Annotated in this window: 10 protein-coding genes and 1 pseudogene; 3 read left to right on the top strand and 8 right to left on the bottom strand. The window is 68.2% G+C overall.

What is annotated here, in order from left to right; translation table 11 throughout:
- Positions 1-285 precede the first annotated feature (285 nt).
- From OG496_RS08565 to OG496_RS08555, 3 genes and pseudogenes are all read left to right on the top strand, one after another.
- Positions 286-1593, top strand: a complete 1308-nt coding sequence (locus OG496_RS08565) for an L-fuconate dehydratase (RefSeq protein WP_405970276.1) — start codon at positions 286-288, stop codon at positions 1591-1593.
- Positions 1590-2348 (top strand): SDR family NAD(P)-dependent oxidoreductase, encoded by a 759-nt coding sequence (locus tag OG496_RS08560; protein ID WP_405970275.1) that lies wholly within the window; start codon positions 1590-1592, stop codon positions 2346-2348. The genes OG496_RS08565 and OG496_RS08560 overlap by 4 nt, the downstream gene beginning before the upstream one ends.
- Positions 2349-3314: 966 nt before the next feature.
- A pseudogene (locus OG496_RS08555) lies at positions 3315-3488 on the top strand (sugar ABC transporter ATP-binding protein); the annotation flags it as partial.
- A gap of 113 nt (positions 3489-3601) precedes the next feature.
- Here OG496_RS08555 and OG496_RS08550 read toward each other — a convergent pair.
- From OG496_RS08550 to OG496_RS08515, 8 genes are all read right to left on the bottom strand, one after another.
- Entirely contained in the window at positions 3602-4165 is a 564-nt protein-coding gene (locus tag OG496_RS08550) for a DinB family protein (protein ID WP_405970274.1), read from the bottom strand.
- 403 nt (positions 4166-4568) lie between these two features.
- The gene (locus tag OG496_RS08545; RefSeq protein WP_405970273.1) at positions 4569-6320 is read right to left on the bottom strand and encodes an RICIN domain-containing protein; all 1752 of its coding nucleotides are present in this window, start codon (positions 6318-6320) and stop codon (positions 4569-4571) included.
- Positions 6321-7251: 931 nt separating this feature from the next.
- Complete coding sequence (locus OG496_RS08540) at positions 7252-7764, bottom strand: response regulator transcription factor (RefSeq protein ID WP_405970272.1); 513 nt, start codon at positions 7762-7764, stop codon at positions 7252-7254.
- A gap of 274 nt (positions 7765-8038) precedes the next feature.
- Complete coding sequence (locus OG496_RS08535) at positions 8039-8992, bottom strand: SGNH/GDSL hydrolase family protein (protein WP_405970271.1); 954 nt, start codon at positions 8990-8992, stop codon at positions 8039-8041.
- 113 nt (positions 8993-9105) lie between these two features.
- Positions 9106-9762, bottom strand: coding sequence for a response regulator transcription factor (locus OG496_RS08530; protein WP_266880020.1), 657 nt, complete (start codon positions 9760-9762; stop codon positions 9106-9108).
- Positions 9759-11063, bottom strand: coding sequence for a sensor histidine kinase (locus OG496_RS08525; protein WP_405970270.1), 1305 nt, complete (start codon positions 11061-11063; stop codon positions 9759-9761). The genes OG496_RS08530 and OG496_RS08525 overlap by 4 nt, the downstream gene beginning before the upstream one ends.
- Positions 11064-11212: 149 nt before the next feature.
- The gene (locus OG496_RS08520) at positions 11213-13672 is read right to left on the bottom strand and encodes an MMPL family transporter (protein ID WP_405970269.1); all 2460 of its coding nucleotides are present in this window, start codon (positions 13670-13672) and stop codon (positions 11213-11215) included.
- Positions 13673-13852: 180 nt separating this feature from the next.
- Positions 13853-14833, bottom strand: coding sequence for an NADPH:quinone reductase (locus OG496_RS08515; protein WP_405970268.1), 981 nt, complete (start codon positions 14831-14833; stop codon positions 13853-13855).
- Between the last annotated feature and the right edge of the window lie 7 nt (positions 14834-14840).

Below are 14840 nucleotides of genomic sequence, written 5' to 3'. Positions count from 1 at the left end.
CGTGCGCAGCGGCACCGTAGCAATACATCCCATGACGTAGGAAGACATGGGATGGCTGAATCCGCTACCGCGACCATGAAAGTCTCGTCTACTTCGCAGGTCAGAGGCGAAAGTATCGGACTCTTCTCGTTCCGGCTATGGACACAGCGGCGAACAGTGACTAAAAATCCATCCCATGTCTGGAGTTGCTGCTGCAGAACAGACATGCCATGTACACATGACGATGGGTGGTTGCCATGACCCCGAGACGACACCTCGGCCTCCCGGCCGCGAAGGCCGGGCACCATGAGTGAACTGATCAGCGCCGTCGACGCGGTCGACGTACGGTTCCCGACCTCTCTGGAACTCGACGGCTCCGACGCGATGAACCCCGAACCCGACTACTCGGCCGCCTATGTGACGATCCGTACGAGCGGCGGCGACGAGGGCCACGGGCTCGCCTTCACCGTGGGGCGCGGCAACGACGTGGAGGTCGCCGCCGTACGTGCGCTGGCCCCGCTGGTGGTCGGTCTGCCGGTGGAAGAAGTCCTGAACGACCTCGGCGCTTTCTCCCGGCGGCTGACCGGCGACAGCCAACTGCGCTGGCTGGGCCCGGAGAAGGGGGCCATCCACATGGCCGCCGCGGCGATCGTGAACGCCGTGTGGGACCTGTACGGCCGCCGTACGGGGAAGCCGGTCTGGCGACTGCTGGCCGAACTGTCCCCGGAGCAGTTGGTCGACCTGGTCGACTTCCGTTATCTGCGGGACGCGCTGACCCGCGACGAGGCCCTGGACATCCTGCGCCGCGCCGAACCGGGCCGCGCCGAACGTGCCGCGCACCTGCTGGAGCACGGTTATCCGGCGTACACGACGACACCCGGCTGGCTCGGCTACGACGACGAGAAGCTGGTGCGGCTGTCGAAGGAGGCGGTCGCCGACGGGTTCTCCCAGATCAAGCTGAAGGTCGGCGCCGACCGCGCGGACGACGAACGCCGGATGCGGCTGGCCCGCGAGGCGGTCGGCCCGGACATCAGGATCGCCGTCGACGCCAACCAGGCGTGGGGCGTCCAGCAGGCCATCGACTGGATGCGGGCGCTCGTGCCCTACGACCCGTACTGGATCGAGGAACCCACCTCGCCCGACGACATCCTCGGCCACGCCGCCATCCGCAAGGCGCTGGAGCCGGTGAAGGTGGCCACCGGTGAGCACACCCACAACCAGGTGATGTTCAAGCAGTTGCTCCAGGCCGGTTCGCTCGACATCCTCCAGATGGACGCGAGCCGCACCGCGGGCGTCACCGAGAACGTCGCCATCCTGCTGCTGGCCGCCAAGTTCGGCGTCCCGGTCTGCCCCCACGCCGGCGGGGTCGGCCTGTGCGAGATGGTGCAGCACCTGGCGATGTTCGACTACGTCGCCGTCAGCGGCACCACCGAGAACCGCGTGATCGAGTACGTCGACCATCTGCACGAGCACTTCACCGATCCCGTACGAATCCGGGAAGGCCGCTACCTCGCGCCGACCGCCCCCGGTATCAGCGCCGAACTGCACCCGGACTCCGTGGCGGCCCACCGCTACCCCGAGGGCCCGGTGTGGGAAGCGAAGGCCGGGACATGAACACGAACGAGTTCGCCGGGCTGACCGCGCTGGTCACCGGTGGCGCCTCCGGCATCGGCCTGGCCACCGCTCAGTTGCTCGCCGCACGTGGGGCGCGCGTGGCCTGCCTCGATCTCAAGCCGGACGACGTGCCCGCACCCCTCATCGGCATACAGGCCGACGTGTCGGACGACACCGGCGTACGAACGGCCGTCGGGGAGGCCGCCCGCAGGCTCGGGGGCATCGACATCCTCGTCAACAACGCGGGGATCGGCGCCCAGGGCACGATCGACGACAACACCGACGACGAGTGGCGCCACGTCTTCGAGGTCAACGTCTTCGGCATGGTGCGGGTGACCCGTGCCGCGCTGCCGCACCTGCGGCGCTCGCACAGCGCGGCCATCGTCAACACCTGCTCCATCGCGGCCACGGCGGGGCTGCCCGACCGAGCCCTCTACTCGGCCACGAAGGGCGCCGTCCTCTCCCTCACCCGGGCGACCGCCGCCGACCTCGTGCACTCCGGAATCCGCGTCAACTGCGTCAATCCCGGTACCGCCGACACCCCCTGGGTCGGACGCCTGCTGGACAGCGCCGCCGACCCCGAGGCCGAACGCGCCGCCCTGAACGCCCGTCAGCCCATGGGCCGCCTGGTCAGCGCCGAAGAGGTCGCCGCGGCCATCGCCTACCTGGCGAGCCCGCTCTCCGGCTCCACCACCGGCACCGATCTCGCCGTCGACGGCGGCATGCACGGACTGCGGATCCGCCCGCGCGCCTGAACACGGCTGTCCGGCACACCGCACCGGCAAGGAGATGGAGAAGCTGTTGTCATTCCGGAGTTGAGGACTGCGTTTCGCTGGTCGGGCGTGGGGTCGACGGTCTTGTGGGTGTAGTGGCTTGTCGTGCTGTCGCTGCCCGGGAAGTCGTGGATGCCGTCGGTGGTCGGGCTGTTGGAACTGCGTGAGCTGAGTGCTCGACGCCCGCCGCCTGGCCCGCTCACGCGCGCAGCCGAGGTGAACCGGCCCGGCGCGGGCTCGGCCGACGGCGAGTCGAGCACTGCAGCCGTCGGCTCCGCGTCGCGGCCCACCTTCTCGCGGACCTGCCCGCGCAGCCGGCCCCCGCCCCAAGGAGCTCGGAACGACCAGCGCCTTCGTCCCTCTGACCCAGCTCATGAGTTGCGCTTCCGCGAGAGCGACGGGTCGGCACGGCAGGCGAGACACCAAGCCGGCGAGGGCTGAGCCCACCCCGGTTGAGGAACTTGAACCGAAGGCACACTGTCGCCAGCGCCCCCGACACCGAGTTCGTAGTGCCCCGGGAAACGGGACAGCCGTTCGGCACGTCGATGAACGAGAAAGCGGCCTTGCCCATCGCGGCACACCACCACGCCAACCCGGTGCAGCCATCCCTCCCGAACAGCGTTCCGCCGAGTGACTACCCCCAGCACACGATCCTGGGCATCAACGGGTTCCACGAGCTCATCCAGGAGGCACACGATCACAGAACCCACTGACACCCGCCCGGAATGCCCGGACAGGCACGCAGCCAACGGCCGTCGGACCGACCTCACCCCACCGAACGAAAGGACACAGCCCTTTCTCGATCCTCAGTAACCTGCCCCTTGATGCCGTTGTCGACGAGGTCGCGGGTCGCAGCGAGTACAGCCCGGTCGCAGTAAGCCTCCGGCCGGCCGCCCACTCCGCGTCCGTCATGTCCGTCGGACATCTCGGCTGCCGCCACCGGTTGCCTGGGGGACGGTCCGCGGCAAGGCTCATGAACTGCTGGCGACCTGGTCGGTCGGCGTGGACGTGCGCACACCCGTCGGTGAACTGGACATCGAGCAGCGGCAGTTCGTGGAGATCGCCCGGGCACTGTCCTTCAGGGCGCGTTTCATCGTCTTCGACGAGCCGACCGCGCGGCTGGCCGTCACCGCCACCACCCTGACCGGTTACTTCAAGAGGGCGCAGCTTCACTGGAGCTCGCAGCCACGGAGTCCACGTGGGTTTCCTAAGCTCGATCGCCGGCTATCGGAAAGTCATACGCGGGGCGGTACGGTTCCGTCCTGCCGGCGGTAGAGGTCGCGCAGCAGGGAAATCTCGGCGCCGTGATGAATCAGCTCCCTGTTGACGTGCAGGACCCTGTTCTCCATGGGAAACCGCTCGGGACCCACCGCGGGCGGATTCTCCAGGTCGGCGTCCGAGAGTTCGCGGACCCCCGCGTTCCATCGCCCGTACATCTCATCGAGCTGTTTCAGCGCCTCGTCAGCGGTTCCCGCGTAGGCGAATGTCTCGGAGTCGACGTCCTGGCCGCCGAAATACCATCCGACCCGATAGCCCAGGCACGAGACGATGATGTGCGCCAGCCGCCACGCAATCGTGGTCACCGGCGCCGGCACCGGGCCAGGGGACGCGAAGTCCATCGTCCATTCCCCCGAACCTTCCGGCATCGCTGCGGCCGACGTGCCACGTGGGCGGATGCTCCAGCAGTCGCGCACCGGCTCCCAGAAGTACTCCTCATCGGCAAGACCGTCCAGCCGCGGCCGCAGGTTCGTGCGCCAGTACCAGTCCAACTGGTCCGCGAGCCGCTCGCTTCTTGTCATGTCCGCACATTACATACAACAGGAGACCGGGCTACGGCCGATGCCGGCCGCGCCGCCGCGAGTGGCTGTCCGATATTGACAACCCGGCTGGCTGGGCTGGGTTCGATGACCCTAATGTGACAGCTTCGACCGATGACATGACGGATGATCAAGACCCGCAGACTCCTACCCGAGACCAGCACGAGTATCCCGAGCCAGCGCCACCCCAGAGCCTCCGACCCGCATGTTCGAAGATGGCGAAGACTCACGGTACGTGTACAGCGACTTGCCAGCCCTGCTCGTAGTGAGGCGGGCCGGCGCCACACCGTGTGCCGGCCCATGAACACGTTCAGGTGACCACCCTGGCGGGAGCCCGGCGGCAGGGCTCCCGCTTTGTGTGCTGCCCGTTGAGGCGTGGCGGTGTCTAGGACGAAACCAGCACCAGGGACCACAGCTGAGACGAGGCGCCGGTGTACGCCTGCTGGACGATCTGCGCGCCGTCGGTGGTGGCTGCTCCGGAAACGCTGAGGGCGAGGCCCGAGTTGCGGTTCACCAGCTTGTAGTTGGAGCCGACGGCGACCACCTGCCACTGCTGGTCGTTGCCGCTGTTCTGCACCCACTGCACCGCGCTCGCGCCGCTCGACGTGCTGGCGGCCAGGATGCCGAGGGCTCGGCCGCTGTTCTTGTCGAGCAGCGTGCTGTAGCCGCTGCCGACATCCGTGACGTGCCACAACTGGTCGGCCGACCCGTTGTCGGTCCACTGGACCACGTTCTGCCCGTCGAGGAGGTCGGCGCCCAACACCCCCAGGGCCTTACCGCTGTTGACGTTGACGAGCTTGTAGTACGCGCCGGTGGAGTTTCCGAAGTCGATGTCCGCGTAGGAGATCGTGGTTGTCCCGCCGACGATCTCGACTCGGCCCGTGTTGGGGATGTAGGTGAGGCTGCGGCTGTAGGAGGACGCCATCGTCGTGTGTTGCTGCGTCCACGCACCGGTGCTGCTTCCGCCGGCGTTCGTCCAGACGTCCCCGCTGCCTGCGGCGTTGAAGAGGATCCGCCCGTTCGGCATGCGCATGAGCACCGGGCTCCCCCCACGGGACAAGGCGCTGGAGCCCGATGTCACCGAGAGCGAGGTGACGCCGGTGCCCGCGGTACCGCCCACCGAGTAGAAGTGCAGTGGGTCGCTGGCGATCTTGTAGCGGACGTTGTCACCGCCACCCCAGTATTCGTAGGTCATCATCCACTTGCCGTCACTGGTCTGGACGACATTGGTCATGCCGGGGCGGCCACCGCCGATCTCGCTGTAGCCGGACGAATTGGTGACCGTCGTTCCGGAGACATCGACAACCGCGCTGCTCCACGACGAGCTGACGCCGTCCCATGTCCGGTGCGCAAGGATCTGGGTGGCGGGATCCGAAGTTGTGCTGTTGTTCGGATCGAGCGTCGGAACGCCTGTCGACGAGTCGTAACCGGTGTAGTCGTTCTCGTCGGAGTAGTAGGCGACGAGCTGGTTGTTGTAGGCCATCAGGTACGGCTCCCAAACGGGGTCGTTCTGGTGGTAAGTGTTCGCGGTGGCCGGGTAGTTCGCGCCGTTGGACCAGCTGCCCGTCGTGATGACGTTGACGACATTCCACGTCGCGCCCGAGTCGGTGCTTGAGTAGAGCGCGATCGCCGTGTTGCTGCGGTCGCCGTCGTGCGTCGGCGTGTAGCTGGAGTTGGCTGCCTTCTGGTCGAGGTAGTTGTAGTCGTCGCCCGACACGACGGTGGCCATCAGCAGTGTGCCGGATGCGAGATTTCCGACTGCCTGGGGCAGCACGTACAGATACGGGTTGGTCCAGTTACTGACGTACGAGGAGTACGCGGGGTTCGACGACGCGTACGCCGGCGCCTTGACGTCTGACAGGTGTTGCCAGGTCGTGCCGTTGTCGTCGCTCTTGTACAACGGCATTGTCTGGCCGTCGGCCGAACCCGAGGCGGCTACCGTCGACTTTTCGAACGCCGCGACGAGTCGTCCACTCGGCAGCACGGCCGTTTTCGGGTACAGCGCGCAGTTGTTGGTGGCCTTCGTGCAAGATGAGCTGCTCGGGAGCTGGTAGAGGGTGGCGGGTGTCGGTGTGGATGCCTGCGCAGGAATCGCGAAGGTCCACAGCGTCGCGGCTATGGCCAGAACGAGGATCAAAGCTCTACGCGGATGTCTTGTGCCTTTCATCTTTCCTCCCGAAAAGATAGACAAGATCGGATCTTGGAGTCCGGAGCGGGCCGGGATCCGTATGCCGGCGGCCGGTGATTTCTCTCCGACTTGGCGGCGCCGAAGCGGAGGAGAGTTTGTTTTCCCCGGCCACTTGGAGCGTCCCGTCCACGCTGCGGCAAGGGGATGCCATCGTTTGAGTCGCGGACTGAGCCTGCGAATCGGTGCAGGTGAGTCGAGCCCTGGGGTTTTCCTGGTTGGCAAGTGGGCGCATTCACGGTTTATGACGTACGAGCGCGCCCACCGCTCTGCTGTATTCGCTCGTCGCGCCCGATTCCGTCGAGGGCACGGAGTGCGTGAAAGGCCGAAGGGAGTCGAACGACCTGTCCGCGGCAGCTGTTCGCGGAGGAAGGCAGCGTTGCGGTTTCCTCAACTGTTGACGGTGACAGGGGAATCGCTGATATCCCGTCGCTGTCGGTACTTCGCAGACGGCGCGGACCGGATTGGTGGCGGTCCGTTCAGAAGAGGCCGGCAGCGCGCCATTCCGGCTGCGGTTGTAACGCAGTTCCAATGCCTTCGTGCCATCGCGAACAAGGCAACCCCTTCACCTCCTCTGAACTCCCCGACGGGGAGCGGGGATGGGCCAATTATTCGGGCGCGGGGCATCCGTGTCACCAGTGCGTTTCGAAAGTGTTTCGCAGAGGAGCGGTTCACTGTGTATTGACGTGTCGGCGCACCCGTCGCCATCCAGGGCGGTTTCACCGTCCCGGTGATCACGTGAGTGTGCAGGTGGCGACGGTATGACGACGTGCGGTCGGCCCGGTCCGTACGCAACGAAGCTCCGGTTGATGCCGGTGACCGATCAAGTCGCCTGCACCGCCCGGAGCTTCGGTGTGCCGTCAGTCCGCCGGCGTCTGTCCGGTCAAGTGAGTGTGCTGCCGATCGCCTGCTCGACGGCCGAGTACGGTGACCATTCGCCGGATGCTGAACGCCACCTGTTCCGCGGTCTTGTAGACGTGCTCGACTCCGATCCGGCTGGGGCCGAGCCCCTCGCGAGAGACGGGAAGAGAGCTGTCGCGCGCACCGGTGAGATCCCCGCGAACTTGTCCACGTGGACGTTGAGGAACTCGGCCGGGTCCCCGCGGATGGCCGCCACAAAGCTCTGGGGCACCAGGTCGAACTCCTCAACCGCAGACGGTGGCGAACCCGACTGGAGCTGTTCGCCGCACTCTTCGAGTACCTGGAAATCTTCCACAGTCGTCAGCGCGGACACCTCGTGCTGGACGACGTCAGGTCGGAGTGTGTCGGCGAGTCGGACTGCCTGGGCGTAGGCGGTCGCCTCGCCCACGATGGTGAGGTCGGGCTGGGTTTCCAGGAACATTCGCAGGCCGAGGCGTTGCAGAGCCTGGTCGTTGACGATGAGTACGGTGGTCATGCGGGTGCTCTCCCGGCGGACCGGGCCCTGGAGGCGTTCGGCCGGCGATGGTCGGGGCGGGGACGGTGTGTGGGGGCGTGGGCCCGGCCACGGATCCTGGGACGTTCCGGATCGTGGCCGGGCCCTTCACCCGCACCGGGCGCCTGTCCCCACGGACGGCCGATGCGGACCGGACGCGCGCTCCGCTTGAGTACGCGCGACCGGAGTTGCGGGTGCAGGAGAGAGGCCGGGGCGGCCTGCTTGATGGCCTCGCCGCTCTCCGGCTGTGGTGTCCTCAGCTCTTCACGGTGCTCAGGACTGCCGTGGCCATGCCTTGTTCGCCCCGTTCGTTGGGGTGGACCATGGCGGCGGGGCTGCTGGGCTTGAGGGGTTCGATCCAGCGGGTGGCCGCCGGGGAGCAGGCGTCGTGGCCTGCGGACGGAGTGAAGGTGTCGACGTACGTTGCGCCCGCGGCTCGCGCGCGTTCGCCGAGCATGGTGTTGAGCTCCTGTTGCTTCTCGCGCAGGAACGTGACGTCGCCGGGAGCGATGGGCAGGCCGCGACCGCAGCGTGTGCCCTTGGCGGGCAGGATCGACGGGTAGCCGACGACGTAGACCCGGGCCTCGGGCGCACGGCGTTGGATCTCGTTCAGCGCGCGGGTGAGGCGGTCACCCGCGGTGCTGATCTTCTGGGCCACCTTGTCGGTTCCGCCGGAGGTGTACTTCTCCTCGCAGGGTGCCTTGTCGGTGATGTCCGTGACGCGCTCGGCCAGTTTGAAGAGCGTTCCGGTGCCGACGCACTTGGTGATCATCGAGCTGAAGCCGATGTCGTTGCCACCGATCCCGAGCGTGACCAGCCGCGTGTCGGTGTTCAGCGCGGAGAGCTGCGCGGGGTTGGTGCCGTTGCCGGTGGACTGGGGGGTGGTGAGGTCGGAGATGGTGGCGCCACTGCAACTCACGTCACGGAAGTCGGCCGCCTTGAGGCCGAGTTCCTTGGCGACCAGGGCCGGGTAGTTGCGGCCGGAACGGTCACAGCCGGCCGGAGTGCTGGTCTGAGGAGGGATCTTGGGGCCCGAGGTGTACGAGTCGCCGAGTGCGACGTACGGCCCCTTGGATATCTCCTTGTCGTTGCTCTGGTTGCTCTGGTTGCTCTTGTCGCTGCTGTCGGAGCTCTGTCCGATGCTGACGGCGGTGACCAGTACCCCGCAGGCAAGGGCCACGCCCATGCCGGTTCGTGCCAACGGTCCCATTGCTGTGTCCTGTTCTTCGTTGTGGATGCTGGGTTGCGGGGACGTGTCGGTACACAAGGAGCGGTGTCGGTGCGGCCCTTGAGGGGGCGGGCGGGCGAGCGGGGCGGGGCGGTTTACGACGGGCGGACGAGTCCGGTGTCGTAGGCGAAGATGACGGCCTGCACGCGGTCGCGGGCGTCGATCTTGGTGAGGATGCGGCCGATGTGGGATTTGATCGTGGATTCGGCGAGGTGGAGACGCTCGGCGATCTCCTGGTTGGTCCAGCCGGTGGCCATGGCGGTGAGGACTTCGCACTCGCGTTGGGTCAGGTCGGCGAGTCGGCGCTGCTGCTGCGGACTGTGCCCGGGGAGGCGGTCGCTGAAGGCGTCGATCAGTTTGCGGGTGAGGCCGGGGGAGATGACGGCGTCGCCGGCGGCCACGGCCCGGACCCCGGCGACGAGTTCGTCGGGCTGGGCGTCTTTGAGCAGGAAGCCGCTGGCTCCGGCACGCAGGGCGTCGTAGGCGTACTCGTCGAGGTCGAAGGTCGTCAGCACCAGGATGCGTGAACGGCCGCCGGACTCCACGATGCGGCGGGTGGCCTCGATGCCGTCCATGCCGGGCATCCGGACGTCCATGAGGACGACGTCGGGCCGGAGTTCGGCGGTCATACGGACCGCTTCACCGCCGTTGGTGGCCTCACCGACGACGTTCATGTCGGACTGGGCCTCCAGGAGCATGTTGAAGCCCATCCGTTGCAGGGCCTGGTCGTCGACGATGAGGACGGTGGTCATGAGGGTTGCTTCTCCGGGGAGTTGGGCTGCGGGCTGGGGACGAGGAGGGCGCTGACGGACCAGCCGCCGTGAGCGTTGGGGCCTGCGGTGACGGTGCCCTGGTAGAGGGCGGCGCGTTCGCGCATGCCGACCAGGCCACGGCCGCCGCCCGCGCCGGGACGGTTCGTCGAGGGTGTGCGGGACGGGCCGGTGTCCTCGACGGTGACGCGTACGGCGTCCGGGTCGGCGGTGAGGGACACCTGGACCGAGGTGTCGGGGGCGGCGTACTTGACGGTGTTGGTCAGGGCCTCCTGGATGATGCGGTAGACGGAGAGCTGGATCCCGGGAGGCAGGTCGGTGAGGTTGCCGTGGGAGTCCAGGGTGACGGTGGGACCGGCGGCGCGGACTCGGTCCAGCAGTGGGTCGAGGTCGGTCAGGCCGGGCTGCGGGGCGAGCGGCTTGTCGCCCGGCTGGTCGTCCTCGTCGCCGATGACGGAGAGCAGGCGGCGCAGTTCGGCCAGTGCGTCACGGCCGCTGGTGCTGATGATGCGGAGAGTCTGGGCCCCGCGTTCCGGCTTTTTCTCGGTGAGGGCGGCGGCGCCGTCGGCGAGGCCGACGATGACGGCGAGGGTGTGGCCGAGGATGTCGTGCATCTCCCGGGAGACCCGGGCGCGTTCCTGCGCTGTGGCCAGGCGGGCCTGCTGGTCGCGTTCCTTCCTCAGGGCGTCGATGTAAGCACTGGCCAGTCGGCTGAGCAGCCCCAGCGCGGCGAACGCCGCCATGGCGGTCATAGCCAACAGGGTCACGACCTCGGGGCGTGTGGCGTGTTCCAGCTGGCCGCCCCGCCAGAAGACGGCGGCCCACACTCCGAGCTGCACGGTGGTGATGCCGACGGCGAGAGCGAGTTGCCGGGGGGTGCTGTAGCGGCCGACGTTGAACAGGGCCACGACCCGTGCGGACTCGGCTCCGGTCAACACGCCCAGCGGGAGGGCCACTACGGAGGCGGCGGTGGTCAGGGCGAAGACCAGCATGGGCCGGCGTTCCCGCCACAGGAGGGGGAGGGTGAACGCGATGATGAGCGCCAGCTGCGCCGGGACGTCGCCGGTGTTGTAGGGGTTGAGGTAGGAGTTGATGCCGAGCGCCGCGCAGAAGGCAGGTACCCCCCAGTGCCGGACCTTGGGGTGGGCCCGGTCGGCCCGTCGCAGCGCGGCCAGCCGGAAGATGACCGAGGCGATCACGCGCTGTTCGGAATCGCTGGTCAGGGTCTCCAGGACCCGGCGGTTGTCCGGGCTGGGAGCCGCGGGGGCGCTCGGTGTGGTCACGGGGGTCCTTCATAGGTCGGGAGGCCGCCCGCCGGTCCCGGGGGGATTGGACCGGCGGGCGGGGCTGGGGAATCGGCCGGTGGGAGGTGGCCGATCCGGTCAGTGGTCGAACAGCGGTCGGCATTGGTCGCTGCTGCGACGCGTCTCCGTCAGCTCTTACGGAACAGTTTGTTCCGCAACCCCCTCGTCGGCGTTGCTTTCGGCTCGGCCGTGTCGGCCGACGGGGCGGCGTCGCCTTCGTTCGTGCGGCGCTGTCCGAGCCCGGACAGTCCCGGGATCCTTCCACGGTTGTGCCGGGGAAGCGGTGACGCGAAGCCCGTGGTCTCGGAGGCGCCGGAGCCGCTGGTGAGGACTGACGGGGCGGCGTGGTTGTCCGAGCCCTGGTGGCTCCCCGCGGGTACGCCGGCGAATACGGGTTCGGGCGCGGTGCTCGTCTGCTCTGCGGCCAGAACCTGGCGGAGCTTCTCACCCTCGACATCCACGTTGGGCATGACCCGGTCCAGCCACTTGGGCAGGGCCCAGGCACGGCGCCCGAGCAGGGTCATGACCGCCGGGACGATGGTCATACGGACCACGAAGGCATCGAAGAACACGGCGGAGCCGAGGCCGAGGCCGATGGACTTGATGAGTGCCACGTCGTCGAGGAGGAAGCCGGAGAACACCGAGATCATGATGATCGCCGCCGCGGTGACCACGCGGGCACTGTGCTTGAAGCCCTGGACGATCGCCTGTGTGGGTTCGGCCCCGTGGACGTACTCCTCCCGCATCCGGGTGACGAGGAAGACCTCGTAGTCCATGGCGAGTCCGAAGACCACGCCGATCAGCAGGATGGGCAGGACGCTCACGATCGGCGCGGTTTCCTGGATGCCGAAGAGGCCCTTCAGCCAGCCCCACTGGAAGACGGCGACCACGACGCCGAGCGTGGCGCCCACGCTGAGGAGGAAGCCGAGGGCCGCCTTGAGCGGGACCAGGATCGAGCGGAAGACCAGCAGGAGCAGGATCAGCGCCAGGCCGACCACGATCGCCAGGTAGGGGATGAGGGCCTGGCCGAGCTTGGTGGAGACGTCGATGTTGACGGCGGTGGTGCCCGTGACCATCAGGTCGGCACCCGTGTCCTTGTGCAACGTGCCGCTCCGGGCGCGGATGTCCTTGACCAGGTCCTTGGTGGCCTGGCTGCTCGGCGCGCTCTTCGGGATGGCCCCGATCAGGGCCACGTCTCCGGCCTCGTTGAACGCGGCGTCGCGCACCGTGGCCACGTCGGGCAGCTTCTTGATCCGCGCCACCGCGTCCGCGGCGGCGGCCTTCGGGTCCTTGCTGTCACGGGCGTCGACCACCACGGTCAGGGGACCGTTGAAGCCGGGCCCGAAGCCCTTGCTGAGGGTGTCGTAGGCGACGCGCTGGGTGCTGTCGGGGGACTTCATGGAGTCGTCGGGCAGTGCCAGGCGCAGCGACATGGCAGGGATGGTCAGCAGGCCCAGGCCGATCACCGCGACGGCGAGAACCTTCACCGGGTTGCGGGTGACGAAGCGCGCCCAGCGCACGCCCATGGCCTCGCCCTCGCCGCGTTCCTCCAGGGCGTGCATGCGGGGGCTGAGGAGCTTGCCCTTCATGATCCGTGTCCCGGCGAAGCCCAGCATCGCGGGCAGCAGGGTCAGCGCGATGAGCACGGCGACAGCGACCGCGAAGGCGGAGGCCAGGCCCATCGAGGAGAGCATCTTGATGCCGATGACGCTCAGACCCGCCAGCGCGATGATCACGGTGAGGCCGGCGAAGACGACGGCGGATCCGGCGGTGCCCAGGGCCCGCCCGGCGGCTTCCTCCGGATCATGGCCGTCGCGGATCTCGTTGCGGTAGCGGGAGACGATGAACAAGGCGTAGTCGATGGCGACCGCCAGACCCAGCATCAGAGCCAGTGTCGAGGCGGCCGAGGCCATGTCCACGAACGAGGTGGCGATGGTGATGCACATGACGGCCACGCCCACGCCGAGGATCGCGGTCAGCAGCGGGAGTCCGGCCGCGATCAGCGAGCCGAAGGTGATCACCAGAACGACCGCGGCGACCGCCAGACCGATCAGCTCGGCAGCCTTGCTGGCCGCCTTGTCCTCGACCGCGTCACCACCCATGCTGACCGTCAGCCCGGCCTTCTCACCCTCCGCGGCGACCTTGTTCAGGACCTCGTGCGCGGCGCCGCTCACGTCGGACTTGGCGACCTTGTAGGACACCTGGGTGTAGGCGATGGAGCCCGACTTGCTGACCAGACCGCTGGTGAACGGGTCGGAGACGCTCGCCACCTGCGGCGACGCCTTCAACTCGGCCACCAGCGAGGTGATTTCCGCCTTGTTGGCGGCGGAGGTGAGCTTCTGGCCGGAAGGGGCCTCGAAGACGACCCGGGCGGTGGCGCCGGAGGCGGAGGCCTGCGGGAACTCCTTGCCCAGCAGGTCGATGGCCTTCTGGGACTGCGTGCCGGGCAGCGTGAAGCTGTCCGAGGTGGAGCCGGTGGAACTCATGGCGCCGATGCCTACGGCGGCCAGGACGGCGATCCACAACATCAGGAACAGGCGTCGTCGCCGGAAGGCGAGCCGTCCCAGTCGATAGAGGAAGGTGGCCACGGGGTACTCCCACCAGGAGAAGAGATCATTACGTGAGCAGGGCCCGATCGCCCCTTGATCTCAAGCTAGGTGCGGGTTTCCGCGCTTCCTGCCCCCTGTGGCATCGAATGGACGGGCCGCGATTAGTACCGCAGGACTAATGCCCCTCCCCTGAAAATGCGGCCATCGGCCGTGCTTCGGTCAGCCGGGAACGGTGACCACCACCCTGCCCCGCCCGCCCGCGTCGACCCGTTCGTGGGCCTTGGCGATGTCCTCCAGCGGGTAGCGGTCCGCGACGTCGACCGTGAGGGCCCCGGCCGCGGCGGCCGCGGTCAGATCACGCGCGGCCTGTCGCTTCGCCGCGGCGGGGAAGTCGTCACTGCCGAGCAGCCGCAGGGTGACGTTGTTGAACAGCAGGGGCCAGAAGGGGAGTTCGGTACGGTCGGCATGGGTGCCGTAGGCGGCGATGACGGCGTCGAGCGCGGTGACCGCGTTGTCGAGGTCGGCGTTGGCCGACAGGGACACCTCGACGACGCGGTGGACACCGCCCGGCGCGTACGAGCGGATCGCTGCCGCCGGGTCGGCCGAATCCAGGGCGACGGCGTGGGAGACGGCGGTCGCGTCGACGTGGGCGAGGTCGTCGCCACGGCGGACGGTGCCGATGACGGTGGCGCCGCCCCAGCGGGCGAGCTGGGCGGCCAGGGAACCGACACCGCCGAGCACACCGTGGACGAGGACGATCCGGCCGTCGACCGGGCCGTCCGCGAACACGGCGCGGTGGGCGGTGATGCCGGGGATGCCCAGACTCGCGCCGAGCTCGTCGGTGAGGTGGCCGGGGAGACGTACAGCCTGTTGATCCGGTACGACGGTGTACTGGGCGGCGGTGCCGAAGGGCCGGTAGGACTGCGCGCCGTACACCCACACCCGCTCTCCCACGCGGTGGGCGTCGATGCCGTCGCCCACTTCGTCGATGACGCCGGCGGCGTCGCTGTGCGGGACGACCCTCGGGTACGGCATCGAGGAGCCAAGCCACCCGCGCCGCTTCTTGGTGTCACCGGGATTGACGCCCGAGACGGTCACGCGGACCCGCACCTCGCCGGGGCCGGGGTGGGGGTCGGGCAGTTCACCGACGTGCAGGACATCGGCGGCGGAGCCCTGCTGGTCGTACCAGGACGCGAGCATGGATGTG

The sequence above is a fragment of the Streptomyces sp. NBC_00988 genome (genome assembly GCF_045162645.1).
Classification (GTDB): Bacteria; Actinomycetota; Actinomycetes; order Streptomycetales; family Streptomycetaceae; genus Streptomyces.
The sequence above is the reverse complement of the archived record's forward strand: the minus strand, read 5'-3'. Positions and strand labels throughout refer to the sequence as shown.